This is a genomic window from Weissella cibaria (assembly GCF_004521965.1).
Lineage (GTDB): Bacteria > Bacillota > Bacilli > Lactobacillales > Lactobacillaceae > Weissella > Weissella cibaria_A.
This window is the reverse complement of the sequence record NZ_SDGK01000084.1, coordinates 1-13,760: the sequence shown is the minus strand read 5'-3', so window position 1 is coordinate 13,760 and position 13,760 is coordinate 1. Positions and strand designations below refer to the sequence as shown.

Sequence of the window (13,760 nt, the reverse complement as noted above, 5' to 3'; positions counted from 1 at the left end):
ATTTGTACGGACAATAATTGGTTATTGCTTGTTTATATCTGCTTTTCATAACAATTCACGGTTTTGTCTAACACAAACGGACAATTACTTGTATAATGAATATCGTAAATAAACACGACAAAGAGATTGGGTCTAATATGGATACGAAATACGATATCGTTAAGAAAGGGCTTCGAGATGATATACTTTCTGGTAAATACGCCATTGGCGACAAATTACCAACCGAAGCTAACTTAACCGAACAATATGGCGTCAGTCGCTATACCGTCCGTCGTGCAACCAGTGATTTAGAACAAGAACATTTCCTCTACCGCGTTCAAGGTGGTGGTATGTATGTTGATGATTGGAATAAAGCGCCGGCAACAACTTCTGACAATAAGGTCATCGGGGTGATTACAACCCACCTAGCCGACTATATCTTCCCTGAGATTATCAGCGGCATCGACCGCGTGATTTCAGATGAAGGCTACTCGCTCTTCATTAGTAATACGCACAACACTTATGAACGTGAGCGCCAAAGCCTGATGCGAATGATTGAAACAGACGTTAACGGGTTGATTATCGAACCAACCATGTCCGCTTTGCCAAACGCCAATAAAGATTTATATGATCAAATTCGCGAACTTGGCATTCCAACCGTCTTTATCAATTCAACTTATGAACATTTCGACTTTCCCTACTTAGAGGTGGACGATATCAATTCAGAAGCTGATTTGATTAATCACTTAATCGCACAAGGCCACGAACGCATTTTGGGCGTGTTCAAGGTTGATGACGTCCAGGGTGCGCACCGTATGCAAGGTTTCTACAAGGCGTACCAGCAACACTCTGCGATTGCGTTGCACAGTAACATCATCATGTATCAATCAAACGACGAGGCTAGCAATGCGCAAATCTTGAATAAGATTGAAACACACTTGGAAGCTGCTGATCGACCAACCGCCTTGGCTTTGTACAACGATGCCTTGGCCATTCAAACGATTGATTTGGTGAAGTCACTTGGTTTGCGGGTACCGGAGGATATTGCGATTGTTGGATTTGACGATTATGCGATGTCTCACTACATGACGCCAAGTCTAACAACCGCGCGTCACCCACAAGGTAAGATGGGGCGTGATGCCGGACGGATGCTCCTTGAGCTAATCAAGGGACATCCCGTGGAAAACGTCCGCTATGATAGTGACATTATCATTCGCGATTCATCTAACTATCGCGTCAATTAACACAAAAAGAGCTACTATCGGTAGCTCTTTTTGTTTCCACTGTCAAAGCAAACGCCTTATGAGCAGATTATTTGAAACAATTTTGTAACAATAAGATAATTGATGTACATTAACATGAGTCATACTTATATAGGAGGGTTTCGGTTATGTACTATCTGGTTAATAAACAAACAACAACGTTAACATTCTATTTTGAAGACGGCACACAAGACTTCGGTCTCGAACAATTATTTAACCTGAGCCGCACGGTATTTGCTGAAACGATTGCCCCCTATGGAATTGGCGATCACATCGAAGAAGCAATGGCCTTCGAACAAATTTTTTCAGCTTACGAGCGCAAGTATTTGGAAATCGCGACTAAGGATGAATTAATTGACTTGGTCATTGCGGGCCAAGAGGAAGCCGTTGCTATTCGCAAGTCTAAGGAAGACACCCTAGCCATGACCCTAGGATTAGTTGTCGCAGGACCATTTATTTTTTTACTGGTTTTGCTGGTTCTTGAAAGCATAGGGATGCCAAAGATGGCAGCTGAGATTTGTTCCTTAGTCTTAACCATCGGCCTAATTATCACTTGGTTCATCCTGGTTTGGAGCGAGTGTGGGCGTCGTTTGGAGACGCGATTACAGGACTCACTGGCCAATCATTTTAAGCGGCCGTCTTAATCATTTTGTACGAGTCGTCGCTTTGTGACGAAGCATGGGGTGAGGATATTCTTTGTTAGTTAGATTCTCATACACATGAAAAAGAGGTCAGAACCGCGCGAGTTCTGACCTCTTTAATTTGATTTACTTAATCTAATTCTGGTATCGCTTCAGGTGCAACTTCTGCCGTTGCGATTTTTTGCTTTAATTGGCGGACAACCTTAATCCAGGCTGGGACCAAGAAAACCAATGACCCAATCCAAGCTAGTGGGTTGGCTAGGCTGGCTCCGAAGAAACCAAACCAAACGACCAATGAAAAGGCAGCGACTGAACGAACGACCATTTCACCGACACCGGCAAGGGTCGGCGTCTTAACATCGCCCAAGCCTTGCAATGTGTAACGGAGTACAAACAGTGTTGCCAAGATAGCGTATAGTAGTCCATTTGCCCAGAAGTACAATTGCGCCAAATCCATAACTTCATGTTGGCCCTGACCAACGAACAACGTGACCAAATCGCGACCGAAGGCGATTTCTAAGATTCCTAGAATCGTTCCAACAATCATTCCCATGGCCAACGCCACCTTCACACCCTGCAGAATACGGCCATATTGACCAGCACCAAAGTTTTGCGCGGTATATGTGGCCATTGTCACACCAAATGACATCACCACCATGATGATGATTTGATCGACTTTAGAGGCCGCTGTATTGGCAGCAACAGCGTCCGTTCCCAATGTATTCACAGCAGCAGCTAACGTCACTGACCCGATAGCAATAATTGATTGTTGGAAGCCCATTGGCACGCCGGCGAACATGTGCTGACGCAATTCACCCTTTGGTAGCTTGAAGTCCGCCCAAGTCAGGTGCAACGTGTCAGTATACCGACTAATGTGCCAATGCGAAGCCACAATTGAGACAAATTGTGCCATCACCGTCGCAAAGGCCGCTCCTTCGACACCCCAACCGAACTTCAGAATCAGAATCAATTCAACCGTGATATTGAAAATCATCCCGACAATCAGATAGTACAGTGGCGCCTTACTATCACCAACCGCACGCATCGCGTTTGAGATAATATTGTAGCCCATCGTCGCAATCGTACCGGCTAAGATAATTGCAATAAACACGCGTGCTTCGACAAAAATCTCGACAGGTGTTTGCATCAAGCGCAACAACGGATTAATAAATGCCAAGCTCAAGGCCGTCAAAATAACCGACATGATAACCCCGGCAATAATACTTGTTGCATACGATTGGCGGACACCATTCATATTGTGGGCGCCAAAACGTTGGGCGGTGATAATCGACATCCCCGAACTAAACCCCTGTACAAATCCCATTACCAAAAACTGAATACTGCCCGTCGCACCCACGGCGGCCAGTGACTTTACCCCCAGCGTTTGTCCAACAACCAATGTGTCAGAGATGTTGTATAGCTGTTGTACCAAATACCCAATCACCAACGGAATGGTAAACATCATAATCAACTTTGCTGGGTTCCCCTGCGTCAAATCTTGCATGACTACTGACATCCCCCTCGTTCTTTTAACCTTATTAATTCATAGTATAGAGACTTTTTGTGTAAAGTGTGAAAATTCATGAAATTAGTGCAGGTTTGTAATGAAAAAGAGACGTACCGCCATAGCAGTCCGTCTCTTTTATCATTAATTACAATGTAATATTCTTTTCAGCAAGTTGCTTTTGCACTTCTGGGTGCGCCATAAACTCGTCGTAAGTCGTCTCGGCACGATCGATGGCACCTTGATCTGAAACCACGATAATGTGATCCGCAATCGTTTGTGCAAACGTGTGGTCGTGAGACGTGAAGATGATACCACCCTTGAAGTTAATCAAGCCATCGTTCAATGACGTGATTGACTCCAAGTCCAAGTGGTTCGTTGGGTCGTCCAAAACCAATACGTTTGGCTTCGTCAACATCAACTTAGACAACATAACGCGGACCTTTTCTCCTCCAGACAAAACATCCAACGTCTTTTCAGCGTCTTCACCCTTAAACAACATACGTCCCAACAAACCACGCAAGAACGTGTTGTCGCTTTCTTCCTTAGAAGCAAAGTCACGCAAGTAGTCCAAGATTGGCATTTCTGGCTTAGGGAAGTTAACATTCATATCCTTAGCCAAGTAATCGTGAGACGTCGTGACACCCCAAGTAACCGTACCTTCATCAGGTTCGTCGTTACCGGCGATGATGTCCAACAATGCCGTTGCGGCAACGTCGTTTTCAGCCATCACAAGGGCCTTTTCGTTAGGACGTACCGTAAATGACACATTGTCCAACAACTTCACCCCGTCAACTGTCTTTGATAAGTTTTCAACGCGCAACATATCGTTTCCGATTTCACGTTGAATTTCAAAGTTGATGTATGGGTACTTACGCGTTGAAGGTTGGATATCATCAAGCGTGATTTTCTCCAATTGCTTCTTACGTGAAGTGGCTTGCTTTGACTTTGAGGCGTTTGCTGAGAATCGGGCGATAAAGTCTTGCAATTCCTTGATTTGCTCTTCCTTCTTAGCATTTGCTTGTGATTGCAAACGTTGGGCCAATTCTGAAGATTCCTTCCAGAAGTCGTAATTACCAACGAACAACTTGATCTTACCGAAGTCAACGTCCAAAATCATCGTTGAAACGGCGTTCAAGAAGTGACGGTCGTGGGAAACAACGATCACGATGTTTTGGTAGTCAGCCAAGAAGTCTTCCAACCAAGCAATCGTCTTCGTGTCCAAACCGTTGGTAGGCTCGTCGAGGATCAAGATATCTGGGTTACCAAACAAAGCTTGGGCCAACAAAACCTTAACCTTCGTTACTTCGGGCAAGTCAGACATCATCATGTAGTGTTGATCTTCTGAAATTCCCAAGCCTTGCAACAATTGGGCCGCTTCAGTTTCAGCTGACCAACCGTCCAATTCTTCGAAACGAGCTGACAACTCACCAACCTTGATACCGTCTTCATCAGTAAATGGGTCGTGCGTGTAGATTTCGTCCATTTGGTTCTTCACGTCATACAATTCCTTGTGTCCTTGCATAACAGTGTCCAAGACCGTGAATGCGTCATAGGCAAAGTGGTCTTGTACCAATGATGACATACGTTCGTTAGCCTCCATTGAGACCGTTCCAGTCGTCGGTTGTAGCTTACCTTCCAAGACCTTCAAGAACGTTGATTTACCTGCTCCGTTGGCACCGATAACACCGTATGTGTTACCAGGCGTGAACTTCAAGTTAACGTCATCGTATAGCTTCTTACCAGTAAATGATACTGATACATTTGAAACAGTTAGCATATTTATTTACGTTTCCTTTTCTTCAATTTAATGTCATTCTCCATTATACAGAAAATGTGAATATTTTTGGTGGTGGGTTTTCCGGATTGGAATTTTTATTGGCTCATTGCAAAATTCGCCGCTGCCTATATACGTACTTAACTGAACAATCACCCCAAAACGGAAGTCTCTGCCTCAATCACAAAAGCCACCAATCTCCCGATATAAAATCGGCAGATTGGTGGCTTTTAAATATTTTCCGAAAGGATGATTCCTTAATATAACGTCATTTGTCTCACTCTTTTTAACTATTAGCGCTTATTTCTTACCAATCAAGCTGACAAAATAAATGCCAGCTTCAATAATAGCAATGAAAAACGAGACGGGTAGGTTAAGCGTGTATGACAGCACAAGTGCTACCCAGACCCCCACCACGGCAAACAAAACAGCGAGGCCAATAATTTGCCAAACGGTCCTCCCCCAGCGCATTGCTGAGCTGGCCGGTAGAATCATCAAGATGAAAATCAATAATGATCCAACCACTTGGGCAGAAACCGCCACCGTTGTTGCCATCAACGCCAAGAAGGCCACTTCAATAAAACGGATATGCTTCAAACTAAATAGCGCCGTGCTGTAGTCGAACGCGAAGTGGCGTAGCGGCCGAAACATTGCTAACCCGATTAACAAAACCAAGATTGCTAGCACTACCACTTCAATCACATCCGTGCGACTGATGCTGAAAATCGACCCAAACAGAATCCCCGTTGCAGCAGTGGCGTTCTTCTTCGATAAGGCCAGGAAAGCAATTCCTAGTCCAATCGCAATCGCGCTCACCGCTGAAATGAGCGATTCAGACCGACTTTCTTTGACGCCCATTTCACCAATAGTCATTGAGGCCCCAACCGAGAACAGGAGCATCCCCACCAAAGGTGACCAACTCATATATAGCGCGAATGACGCCCCCGCAAACCCGATTTCACTCAACGTGTGGGTTAAAAACGACATCCGGCGCGCAACCACAAACGTGCCAACAAAGCCACTAACAATGGCAATCAACGTCCCCGCAACAAAGGCGTTTTGCATAAATGGATAATTAAGCATGATTTTGATTACCTGCTTTCAGTTTTGTCATATCCAGTTGGTCAATCCGACCAAACTCACTCCCATTTGGTGTCAACAACAAATAGTCATCCGCATATTTACTAATGATATCCAAGTCGTGGCTGACCATGATGGTCGTCAAATCATGATGGTCACGATAATCGCGCACCACATCCATCAATTCATACTTCGCCACATTATCTAAATTGGCCGTGGCTTCGTCCAAAATGAGCACGTTTGGGTTTTGTACCAACGCTTGTGCTAAATACGCACGTTGGCGTTCACCACCTGATGCCGTGTCAATCCGCGCATTCGCGATTTTTGTTAAATGCGTATCGGATAGCACATGCTGGAGGCGTTCTTTTTCAGTTGTCTTCAACCAGGGCAAAATCCCTTTGTCGAAACTCAACGATACAAAATCAATTACTTTCAACGGAAACGCCTGCATATCTGGTCGATACTGCGGTACATAGCTAATCATGCGGTTTTTGGCGTCAATTTGCCAGTTTAATTCACCGACAGTTAGCTCTAACTGGCCTAAGATGGCACGTAGTAACGTCGTTTTACCAACACCATTATCCCCAATTAGTGCGATCACGCGACCTTTTTCAAGTTTAAATGCGACATCTTGGTATAACCACCGCTCCCCAAACTGAATGCCTACCCCTGAACCAGTTAAAATTGTCATGACTTTAATGCCTCGTCCAATGCTTTCAATTGCTTATATTGCCACTCTGCATACGTATCACCCTTTGGTCGTGTTTCAGTCGCTTGCACAACCGGCACGTTGTGATTCTTAGCATATTGCATGGCTTGTTTTGCTAGCTTACCCGTTGATTGTGGGTTGTAAATCACCACCGCCACCTTGCCATCATCAATCGCACTATTCCAGGCGCGGATGTCCGTGGGTGTCGGATCTTGGTGTTCATCAACCGCCTTTGAAAATGATTGATTCAAGACCGTGGCCCCCAAATCAATTAACGTATTATCAAACACCGGCTCCGTTGCCATCACGGCCTTACCCTTTAAATCAGCCTCTACTTGCTTTTGCATAGCCTGCAAGTCGGTTAAGCTGGCCATGTATTTAGCCGCATTGGATTGGAAGTAAGCTTTTTTACTTGGTTCCAACTGCGTATATGTCTTAACCAATTGCTTTGATAGCTGCTCAGCCGCATCTGTCTTATACCAGAAGTGTTCGTTACCAATTGCGTCGTCATCATGGTCGTGACCGCCATCAGTATAGTGATACAACCTAGCTAATGACACCGCTTTGGCGTCTTTATTTTGCTTTGCAAAGTTCAAGCTCCAATTATCAAAACCGCCACCATTCGAGATGATGACATTGGCCTGTTGATATAGCTTAGCGTCTGATGTCGTGGGCTCAAATTCGTGTGGATCCATATCTGGATCATCCATCACACTGGTCACAGAACCTTGGTTACCTAAAACCGCCTTTGCGATTTCACCATAACTATCTAAACTTGCGACAACTTTAATTTTGCCGGACTGACAATCAGTGGCATTCTTCGTAGCGGCTTGATAAATCACACCACCAATCATCGCTACAACGGCAACGGCCGGGATTGCCAATACCCAGCGACGGTTCTGTTTCTTCATGTCTATGTCCTCCGTTAAGTTGGTTGTCTACCAACCAACTCACTTCCTCTCAAGTCAATTAACTCGCTATTTCACCATAATTACGCAAGCTTGAAGTTATCTTAACCACCAGTAATTATCAGTCGTCTGTGTCCCCATGCAATCGATCAGCGACCAGCGTCAAAAAATGACTAATCGCCGTTTGATCAGATTCAGTAAAGACCGCAAAGACATTTTGATATTCCGCTAATGTCTCACGGTGACGTTGTGCGTGGGCTGAAGCCATCGAGATGCCGAGGCCCGTTAACGACCAGCGACTCACACGTCCATCATCGGGATCTGGAATGGTGTTGACCATCGGATCGTCTTCACCAGTCAGGCCCTTCATCGCCTTCGTAATTGCTGCACCAGATACACCCAACGCGCGGGCTAACTCTGAATTCGTTTGTGGGCCATTCTGAGCAAGCAGCATCAAGACGTGACCTTGCGTTGTTGTAATGGCCGAATTTGACTCACCCAACAGGATTTCACGTTGGTTTTCTGCCATCACTCGGACATCATTTAAAAAATGATCTAACTGTTCTGCATATTCCTCTGTTGCCATGTCGCCACATTCCTTTACCGGTTAATTAACCAGTTAATAATAACACGGACTTACTTTTTTGACAACAAAAAAACGCCTGCTAAAGACGTTTTCTTGATTATTTCTTACTATCAGCCATTGCCTTAGCAATCTCAGCTGCGTATTGTACCGAACCATTTGGATTTGGGTGGACATGATCGTCGCCCAACCAATCACCGTGGTCCTTAACAGCATCATACCAATCCACAATGTGCAGATTTGGGTACTGACTGGCCTGACTATTGAGAAATTGGTTGTTTGTCACAACCCATGAACGATGTGCATAACCATTAACCCAGTAAACTTGGCGGTCACCGACTGTATTCATGATTTGCTTAAAGACGTCTTCACCAATCGTACCGTTCGTACCAATCGAAATGATGACGTTCGGTGCTAAGACACCACGACCAGCATATGATTGCAAGATACCTGGCACTGAGTAGGCTTGACGACCAACTGCAGCATCGGCCACCGTATTCGGCATTAATTCTTGCAAATCTGGCGCGACGTCAACCATGACTGAATCACCAACTGCTGTTACCGCGTTACCACTAATCTTGCCAAGTTGGTCCTTGGTTAGACCGTACTTGCTTAACAAGGCGGGGTCAACCGGCTTTGCCGCGACGGAACTCTTCTTAGCCGACTTCTTCTTTGCATTTGATGCCTTTGCAGCCGCAAGTGCACGCTTATTTTTCGTACTAATCTCTGATGCATTAGCGTGAAGACGCTTTTGTAATTGCGTCTCAGGGCGCGGCTTTGCTGATTGCTTGGCAGCCAACGCATTAACAGTTCCCAATAAGAACACTGCTGCGACAGTTGCCATAATTTTCGCTTGGCGACTCGCAAAGAAACGTGCCTTCAGCATTACGCCCGGTTGCATAGCTGGCTTCTTGAAACGACGGAAAACGTTTTCGACATAGCTATAGCTCAATTCTGAAATTCCTAAAACGACCGCAATCTTCAACAAGTTCACGATGAATGAATCGTTATGATGCGTAAACTTGTCGAAGAACACAAAGACTGGCAACTGATACAAATAAATACTATATGAACGCGTTCCTAGATAATTCAGCACCTTGTTATCCAAGGCGTGGCTCAGGAATGATGCCGGGTGCGACGTAATCGCAATTAAGCCAGCAATGACTGCTGTAAAGACAAACATCAAGCCCATGTACGTTGCTGACCACTGACCATTAAGCCAAAAGAACCCAATAATCGTTAGTACCAAACTACCGATACCTAACATGTCCAGGTTGCGTTTCACACGTGGTGACAACGACATTTTCATCCGATTTGAGGGCCACGTAAACGCCAAGGCCGTTCCAAACAGTACCGCGAAAATACGCGTGTCCGTCCCGTAATAAGCGCGATTAATATCGGCTGGATCATACATAATTCCCATCCAAATCGCCGATAACATGGCAACAACCAAAATTGCAATCGATACCTTCGTTCGCTTAATGCGCAATGCCAACACGATAAAGACGATAATTGGCCAAATGAAGTAGAATTGCCCTTCAATTGATAATGACCATAAGTGGGTAAATGGCGAAGCACCACCCCATGAATCGAAATATGACTCACCGTGCTTCGTCGCCCAAATATTATATATGTACAGCATATTGCTGCTAATAATTGCGCGTAAATTATAAAGTAAATCGCGTGCGAATAGCCCAATCATCGTCGCTGTGGCAAATAACATCACCACCAATGCTGGGTATAGTCGCTTGATTCGGCGTCGATAAAACCCAATCAAGTCAATTCGTCCGTTGCGATCATATTCTTGGATTAACAAATCCGTAATTAGATACCCGGATAACACAAAAAACAACGGCACCCCTAGCCAACCGCCCGTTAGGCGGTTAGGCCAAAGGTGAAATACGATAACCCCAATTACAGCGATAGCACGTAAGCCATCAAAACCTGTAATATATCGTCGCTTTCCTGCAGAATTTTGCCCCATTTTTCTTCTCTTCCTACATTCAGTTCACTTATTAAAACTAAGTTCTATAATAACGTTACTCTCTAGCTACAAGCAAGCGATATTACTTGCTTTTAGGGTTTCCTTTAGGCTTGAAACTTTTTGCAACAGTTAGACGTCACGTTTTAGTTCACCAGTGAGTCGAATTGGGGCACCACAAATCCCGCAGACATATCGTAATTCGTTAATCCGGCGTTGGCGGTAAATTTCATGACCATTTTTGCAGGTATAAACCCATAAATGTTTCGTTTGTTGGCGCACTTTGGCTTTCGACGTAGCCGGTGCATATTTCAACCCAGCAATTCGTTGTAACTCGTTTTGAAAATAACGGTCCTTATGTTGATAAGGTAGCCCTTGGATATGGTTATGGTAGTGCACTAACTCATGCTTAATGACGCCAATCAACGTTGCTTCGTTAAACTCTTCAATCATCAAGGGATTAATTTCCAAATTGTGCGTTTGTAACACATAGCGACCACCGGTTGTCCGCAGGCGCCGGTTAAAGGTCGCTTGGTGTTGGAACGGCCGGACAAAATCAGCCAACGATAACGTTTCAACAAGTTGTTGTAATTCAGCGTTTGTCATCCCCAACGATCCCCACGATAATCTTTCGGTATACGGTTTGAAATCTTCACAGACTGGCGCTTTTTCACCTTGGCAGTACTAAACTGTCCTAACGTGTCCGCTGAAGCTGACTCAAGCAGCGCATCAGCATGCCAAATACTTTCAGCGCCGTACGCCTTCACAAACTGCGCTTCATAGTAACGGGCGAAATAATTCATCACCGCAATCCCCGTATCGCTAACAACCATTTGTTCGCCACGTGGTACCACTAGCGCACCATGCTGTAACTGCGACGCAACATTAACTTGTTCAGCCGATACACCGTCGTGCTGATCCTCCTTGGCAACAAGCCAATGCTTACCGTGCTTTTCGAGGGTTTGCATCAGACCAGGTTGCGACCACCAGCGTAACCAGGTGTACATTTCAAACGTAAATGGTGTGAATGATTGACCAGCCACCACTTTGCGTACCCAATCACCGGCTTCAGTCGCTTGTTGCAAAAATCGGGTTTGAATAACGGGCAGTTTTTGCCAATTTGGCCCTAAATGATGCGCAATGCGGAGGGTCTGGTAGGCCGGCTTTGCATGCTGCACAAAACTCACATACACACTACCCGAATGTCGGGCAGATTGCACGCTTACCAAATCAACATCTGGTTCCGTTACCCGGGCCGCATTTTGCTGGATAAATTGTTGCCAAATCCGCCGACTGGCCACTTCTTGATGGTCGAAAAAGTCGATTTGAACCCTTTGATCCGCTTTCGGGTGAGTGTAAAGCTGATAAATATCTGCCCGTGTATCCGTCACATCGACCCGAATGGCATAACCAGCATCATTATTACGACCAACTCGCACACGCGGTGGTCGGATTTTCTTATAGGCAGCGACTTTCTTAGCCATCAAGAGCTCCTTTACTAAAATTGATTCAAAATATGTTCATTGAAATTGGCATCACGAAGCCAACTCGTTAAGAATTGGTCGCGATTATGGAGGTACAACTTACCGAATTCGTCAATCAGAGCATGAAACTCACGCGCTTCATCTGGTGTGAAATCAGAATTATTCATCACGACTTTTTGGACCTTTTCATAGGTCAACTTTTCAGGACCACCTAAGAAGTTCATTAACCGACGTGAATAGGAATCCGCAATAAATTGGGCTCGACCAAATATGTATACCAACCACACATCCGCTGTCTCATTACCAATCCCATTCACAGCGCGAATGCGTTTGCGTAGTTCAGCAGTGTCCAATGCTTGCAATGGCGCCAAGTCAAAATCAAATTGACCAAAGAATTCTAATGACGCTCGCAAATACTTTGCCTTGCTACGATAAAGGCCCGCTTCAAAAATGAGTTGTTCTAGCTCTTCTTGTGATAAGCCGATCAGGACTTGTGGATCAAAGCCGGTTTCACGTCCAACCTTCTCAATGACTGGATCGACGGTCTTGGCTGACGCATTTTGAATTAAAATACTGCCGACAATTGTTTCCATCCAGCGTTCAGCCGGCCACCAGCGTTGGGGCCCCATTTGATTATAGAGCTGCTCATACAACCCTCGTACATCTAACGTCTTCATTGTCTCAATCTCGCTTTAATCTCAATAATAAAAGGCTAGAGTAAACCCTAACCTTTTGTTGCTATCTATTATAGTTCATCATTCTCGTCAGCTGGCATTTCGGTGTCACCGACTGGGCGACGCGCACCATAACGACGTTCGCGAACCACTTCTATGTAGAATTCCGCCATCGTTGCGTTATAATATGGAATCACGTAGATTGCGGCAATCCCAAAGGTCAGCGCAACCAAAATCCACCAACCGATAAAGCTCAATTGTAGCCAGAAAAAGCGTCCCTTGTAGCCTTGCATCAAGTTTTGTGAGCGTGTCAAATATTCTGACAAGCTCGTGATTTTAGCACCGTTTTTTACGTCTTCTGCGAAAATCAAGCCCGCTTGCGAGTAAGCAAATGACTTAATAATTCCCGGCACAATCAACAAGAAGGTCCACAATACTGTGAACAAGAAACGTAGGCCATACAACACAACCACGTCAACCAATGTCTCACGGCCCCAGAACTTCAAACTCGCTTGTACAGGATTTGCTGGTGCTTCTTGCGATCGACGCCATTCAACAAATGCCCACACCGTGCCTAGCCCAAAGACACCAAAGATGATTTCGCTCACCATGCTTGTTGTGAACATCCCGAACAAATACTGAACCGACTCACCAAAGCCCAAAGAACTTGGATCCGGTGTGCGTTGACCGTCCCAGAATGTTGAGACAATTTGCCACAAAATCAAAATCAATGATATTTTCAGCGAAACGCCAAAGGTCGGTCCTTTAACACGCGACCGCGCGCGCATCTTCAAATCATAATTGCTTAGCATACCCATATCCTTATCTATATCCCTTTACTCTAGCTATTAGTTTAACATACTCAACTTGGCAAGGATTTACGGTTATTTAACAAAAAAGGCGGCATACATTGCTGTACACCGCCCTCAGTAGCTGGGATAGCTGGATTCGAACCAGCGATACACGGTACCAAAAACCGATGCCTTACCACTTGGCCATATCCCAATCATTTTTCACCGAATATTATAATAACGTTGCTTACTTTTTGTGTCAACAATTTTTGACAGTCGTTTTAAAGGCAACAAAAAAGCCAGCAAGCGTACTCGCTCACCGACTTTCATCAGCTGGGATAGCTGGATTCGAACCAGCGATACACGGTACCAAAAACCGATGCCTTA

At 45.0% G+C, this 13,760-nt stretch carries 13 protein-coding genes and 1 tRNA gene; 2 read left to right on the top strand and 12 right to left on the bottom strand.

Going from position 1 to position 13,760, the window contains the following annotated elements; translation table 11 throughout:
• Positions 1 to 137: 137 nt before the first annotated feature.
• The gene (locus EST42_RS09280; RefSeq protein WP_134645163.1) at positions 138 to 1,223 is read left to right on the top strand and encodes a GntR family transcriptional regulator; all 1,086 of its coding nucleotides are present in this window, start codon (positions 138 to 140) and stop codon (positions 1,221 to 1,223) included.
• 146 nt (positions 1,224 to 1,369) lie between these two features.
• Positions 1,370 to 1,885: a hypothetical protein gene (locus tag EST42_RS09275; RefSeq protein WP_134645162.1), complete on the top strand. Its 516-nt coding sequence runs from the start codon at positions 1,370 to 1,372 to the stop codon at positions 1,883 to 1,885.
• Positions 1,886 to 2,012: 127 nt separating this feature from the next.
• Here the strand turns inward: EST42_RS09275 and EST42_RS09270 are convergent, their stop codons facing one another.
• The 12 genes from EST42_RS09270 to EST42_RS09215 form a co-directional block, all read right to left on the bottom strand.
• Positions 2,013 to 3,386 carry an MATE family efflux transporter gene (locus EST42_RS09270; protein ID WP_134645184.1) on the bottom strand — a complete coding sequence of 458 codons (1,374 nt, stop codon included), beginning with the start codon at positions 3,384 to 3,386 and terminating at the stop codon, positions 2,013 to 2,015.
• Positions 3,387 to 3,534: 148 nt separating this feature from the next.
• A complete protein-coding gene (locus EST42_RS09265) occupies positions 3,535 to 5,166 on the bottom strand; it encodes an ABC-F family ATP-binding cassette domain-containing protein (protein ID WP_010374977.1) in 1,632 nt (543 codons plus the stop codon).
• Positions 5,167 to 5,463: 297 nt separating this feature from the next.
• Positions 5,464 to 6,246 (bottom strand): metal ABC transporter permease, encoded by a 783-nt coding sequence (locus tag EST42_RS09260; protein WP_134645161.1) that lies wholly within the window; start codon positions 6,244 to 6,246, stop codon positions 5,464 to 5,466.
• The gene (locus tag EST42_RS09255) at positions 6,239 to 6,934 is read right to left on the bottom strand and encodes a metal ABC transporter ATP-binding protein (RefSeq protein ID WP_134645160.1); all 696 of its coding nucleotides are present in this window, start codon (positions 6,932 to 6,934) and stop codon (positions 6,239 to 6,241) included. Before EST42_RS09255 ends, EST42_RS09260 begins: the two co-directional genes overlap by 8 nt.
• Entirely contained in the window at positions 6,931 to 7,863 is a 933-nt protein-coding gene (locus EST42_RS09250) for a metal ABC transporter solute-binding protein, Zn/Mn family (RefSeq protein ID WP_134645159.1), read from the bottom strand. The genes EST42_RS09255 and EST42_RS09250 overlap by 4 nt, the downstream gene beginning before the upstream one ends.
• A 118-nt stretch (positions 7,864 to 7,981) precedes the next feature.
• The gene (locus tag EST42_RS09245; RefSeq protein WP_134645158.1) at positions 7,982 to 8,446 is read right to left on the bottom strand and encodes a MarR family transcriptional regulator; all 465 of its coding nucleotides are present in this window, start codon (positions 8,444 to 8,446) and stop codon (positions 7,982 to 7,984) included.
• Positions 8,447 to 8,543: 97 nt separating this feature from the next.
• Positions 8,544 to 10,427: an acyltransferase family protein gene (locus EST42_RS09240; protein ID WP_134645157.1), complete on the bottom strand. Its 1,884-nt coding sequence runs from the start codon at positions 10,425 to 10,427 to the stop codon at positions 8,544 to 8,546.
• 129 nt (positions 10,428 to 10,556) lie between these two features.
• Entirely contained in the window at positions 10,557 to 11,030 is a 474-nt protein-coding gene (locus EST42_RS09235; protein WP_134645156.1) for a SprT family protein, read from the bottom strand.
• Positions 11,027 to 11,908: a hypothetical protein gene (locus EST42_RS09230; protein ID WP_134645155.1), complete on the bottom strand. Its 882-nt coding sequence runs from the start codon at positions 11,906 to 11,908 to the stop codon at positions 11,027 to 11,029. Before EST42_RS09230 ends, EST42_RS09235 begins: the two co-directional genes overlap by 4 nt.
• Before the next feature lie 14 nt (positions 11,909 to 11,922).
• On the bottom strand, positions 11,923 to 12,585 hold the full coding sequence (locus EST42_RS09225) for an endonuclease III domain-containing protein (RefSeq protein ID WP_134645154.1): 663 nt from the start codon (positions 12,583 to 12,585) through the stop codon (positions 11,923 to 11,925).
• 68 nt (positions 12,586 to 12,653) lie between these two features.
• Entirely contained in the window at positions 12,654 to 13,394 is a 741-nt protein-coding gene (locus EST42_RS09220) for a DUF975 family protein (protein WP_245150458.1), read from the bottom strand.
• A 121-nt stretch (positions 13,395 to 13,515) separates the two neighbouring features.
• A tRNA-Gln gene (locus EST42_RS09215) sits at positions 13,516 to 13,587 on the bottom strand.
• Between the last annotated feature and the right edge of the window lie 173 nt (positions 13,588 to 13,760).

Bases quoted from the DNA above. Each gene is read 5' to 3' on its own strand.
- EST42_RS09280 (WP_134645163.1), top strand. From the start codon at position 138: ATGGATACGAAATACGATATCGTTAAGAAAGGGCTTCGAGATGATATA.
- EST42_RS09275 (WP_134645162.1), top strand. From the start codon at position 1,370: ATGTACTATCTGGTTAATAAACAAACAACAACGTTAACATTCTATTTT.
- EST42_RS09270 (WP_134645184.1), bottom strand. From the start codon at position 3,386: ATGCAAGATTTGACGCAGGGGAACCCAGCAAAGTTGATTATGATGTTT.
- EST42_RS09265 (WP_010374977.1), bottom strand. From the start codon at position 5,166: ATGCTAACTGTTTCAAATGTATCAGTATCATTTACTGGTAAGAAGCTA.
- EST42_RS09260 (WP_134645161.1), bottom strand. From the start codon at position 6,246: ATGCTTAATTATCCATTTATGCAAAACGCCTTTGTTGCGGGGACGTTG.
- EST42_RS09255 (WP_134645160.1), bottom strand. From the start codon at position 6,934: ATGACAATTTTAACTGGTTCAGGGGTAGGCATTCAGTTTGGGGAGCGG.
- EST42_RS09250 (WP_134645159.1), bottom strand. From the start codon at position 7,863: ATGAAGAAACAGAACCGTCGCTGGGTATTGGCAATCCCGGCCGTTGCC.
- EST42_RS09245 (WP_134645158.1), bottom strand. From the start codon at position 8,446: ATGGCAACAGAGGAATATGCAGAACAGTTAGATCATTTTTTAAATGAT.
- EST42_RS09240 (WP_134645157.1), bottom strand. From the start codon at position 10,427: ATGGGGCAAAATTCTGCAGGAAAGCGACGATATATTACAGGTTTTGAT.
- EST42_RS09235 (WP_134645156.1), bottom strand. From the start codon at position 11,030: ATGACAAACGCTGAATTACAACAACTTGTTGAAACGTTATCGTTGGCT.
- EST42_RS09230 (WP_134645155.1), bottom strand. From the start codon at position 11,908: ATGGCTAAGAAAGTCGCTGCCTATAAGAAAATCCGACCACCGCGTGTG.
- EST42_RS09225 (WP_134645154.1), bottom strand. From the start codon at position 12,585: ATGAAGACGTTAGATGTACGAGGGTTGTATGAGCAGCTCTATAATCAA.
- EST42_RS09220 (WP_245150458.1), bottom strand. From the start codon at position 13,394: ATGCTAAGCAATTATGATTTGAAGATGCGCGCGCGGTCGCGTGTTAAA.